General features: G+C 31.2%; 2 protein-coding genes. Both read right to left on the bottom strand.

The annotated features are described in order from the left end of the window. The coding region (locus tag ACE1ET_RS20400) for a hypothetical protein (RefSeq protein WP_375730275.1) at window positions 1-344 on the bottom strand (344 nt) is incomplete at its 3' end. A 192-nt stretch (window positions 345-536) separates the two neighbouring features. Further along, window positions 537-998 carry a hypothetical protein gene (locus tag ACE1ET_RS20395; RefSeq protein ID WP_375730274.1) on the bottom strand — a complete coding sequence of 154 codons (462 nt, stop codon included), beginning with the start codon at window positions 996-998 and terminating at the stop codon, window positions 537-539. Between the last annotated feature and the right edge of the window lie 862 nt (window positions 999-1,860).

Raw genomic sequence — 1,860 nt, 5'->3', positions numbered from 1 at the left:
AAATAATTCTTGATGGAAGGGTCATATTGTGAATAACCAAAACTTTCTATTTGTTGAATAATTTTAGAATAAAATAAACTATCGATCTGTTTTAAACCATTGTATTGATAAGTATGTGGAATAAATTTCTTTATATGGCTATACTTGAATTTATTATCAATGAACTTAACAGTAGTATTATTTTTAAGAGTATCAGATTTTGAATTATTCCTAACATACTTTTTATTGATTTGTTCTAAGTCTTTGCTCGAACTTTTAGTTTTAGTATTACAACTAGTAATTATTAGGAATAGAATCATTATAGTATGTGAGATTCTATTATTCACAGATTTTAATATTGTCATATAAATTCAAGTTATAAGTCTTACTCATGCAATGCCATACAACGTTCCCGCGGTATGGTGTCGTGCGGTTGACTGTCCCACGAAGTGGAGACTGTCAAGCCGAAAACGACGGCATACTGAATATGGTTTTGCAGATCAAAACAAAACCGCATGCACTATGACCGCGTGTTAGCGGTAGTGTTTTTTCTAATGTCATTCATAACGAAATCCATTATATTTTAGTTCCTTAAAGCGATTTATTCTTAATGTCAAACTAAATTCATTGTTCTTAGAATTTAATTCATAATCTATTTTATCGTCAAAATTCTTGACTAAAGATTGTTCTAATTCAGGTGGATAGAATCCATTTTGTTTTTTAAAAGTTTCAATAGAATTTATGATTGGGTTTAATTTATCCTTTTCTCTATTAATTATGAAATCTTGTATTCTAGATCCTAAAATCATCGAAATCAAAACTGAAGCTACAACATGAATTAATATTCGCGAAGTTTTTGACTTTCTGTATAAATCAAGCACAAAAATGAAACTGGCCGCAACAATTCCGATAATTAATACAATCAGGGTAAAAGTAAAATTGTCGAAGAATGTTACTCCAATTATTATAGTTAATAAAAGTGTTACAATCGAAAATATGATCTTGTCTCGTTTCGTCAAAGTTTATTCTTTTTTACATTACCGCTAACGTTCCCGCGGTATGGTGTCGTGCGGTTGACTGTCCCACGGAGTGGTGACTGTCAAGCCGAAAACGACGGCATACGGAATGTGAATCTGCAGGTTAAAACAAAACCGCATGCACTATTACCGTGTGTTGTAGGGCGTTTTTATTTCCTATTATTTGATATGTGATTTTTTCTTGTAATATATGAAAAGCTCCATTCTTTCCGCCTAAACTGGATTTGCAAAATTTCTTATTCATAATTGCTGTATTTTCCTCACAAAGTCAGCTCACTTTTTATTAACTCAAAGATTTCCCATGTGATGGAGGATAGGTGCAAGGATGAAAATTAATAGTATTGAAATCAGTATATACAACCAGGTATATTTCAAACTTATATTCATTTCATCCAATTCCTTAATTATCTTTTTGTGTCTCTTCTTATGATACAGAATAGTTGAATTAATAAGAATAAAAGTAATAATTGCGACAGCTGAAGTTTTCTTATTTATTAAACTTATTAATTGAATTCCACACATTGATATTATAATGATTACTTCAAATAAATTTAATACTTGTATAAAAGAAATAATCAGTATGCTAATAAAGGTTGGTGCCTCCTTTTCCCCTCCGCTAACTACCGAAAATATACTATAAAAGTTTATTTTATATGTTTTGATAATTAATTCAGATAGTTTCACTTTAATCTTTGATTTTTTTCAGTGTCAAGAATTTGTATAGTTGGTTCAAAATAATTGTGATTTTGTTTTCTGCAAATGCCCTACAACGTTTCCGCGGTATGGTGTCGTGCGGTTGACTGTCCCACGAAGTGGTGGCTGTCAAGCCGAAAACGACGCCAGG

This window comes from Quyinboa mangrovi (genome assembly GCF_042219825.1).
In the GTDB taxonomy this organism is placed as follows: domain Bacteria; phylum Bacteroidota; class Bacteroidia; order Bacteroidales; family UBA5342; genus JBHJHP01.
The sequence above is the reverse complement of the archived record's forward strand: the minus strand, read 5'-3'. Positions and strand labels throughout refer to the sequence as shown.